The 321-nt window shown below is 56.1% G+C and carries 1 protein-coding gene; it reads right to left on the bottom strand.

Translation table 11 applies throughout. The annotated features are described in order from the left end of the window. Positions 1–106: 106 nt before the first annotated feature. Positions 107–321, bottom strand: a 215-nt coding sequence (locus tag EN850_RS36740) for a hypothetical protein (protein WP_189591329.1), incomplete at its 5' end; no start/stop codon positions are given.

The raw sequence follows: 321 nt of genomic DNA, 5'->3' as shown, positions 1-321 counted from the left end.
TGATCGGTGTTCGGGTCCCGGAAACGCAGAAGCCCCAGCTCAAGGGCCGGGGCTTCAGGGACAATTCTTGACAGTGGCAGAATGATGCAGATCAATTACGTCACTGTCAACTCAGCCGCGCAAACCACCTCAACGATCGAAGATAGGCCGGGTGGCGACCGCCGTACACATCCCGGTAGACGATATGAATGGTCAGTGGTGCTAGTGCCTTACGTAGCAATTCAATATCCGCGCCGCCCCACTCTTCGTCGGCCTTATAGCTGATTAGATCCACCTTGCCTCCCACTGGAATCGATCGGCCATCCATCTCGCCGACGAAGT

This window comes from Mesorhizobium sp. M8A.F.Ca.ET.207.01.1.1, assembly GCF_004794715.1.
GTDB lineage: Bacteria > Pseudomonadota > Alphaproteobacteria > Rhizobiales > Rhizobiaceae > Mesorhizobium.
The sequence above is the reverse complement of the archived record's forward strand: the minus strand, read 5'-3'. Positions and strand labels throughout refer to the sequence as shown.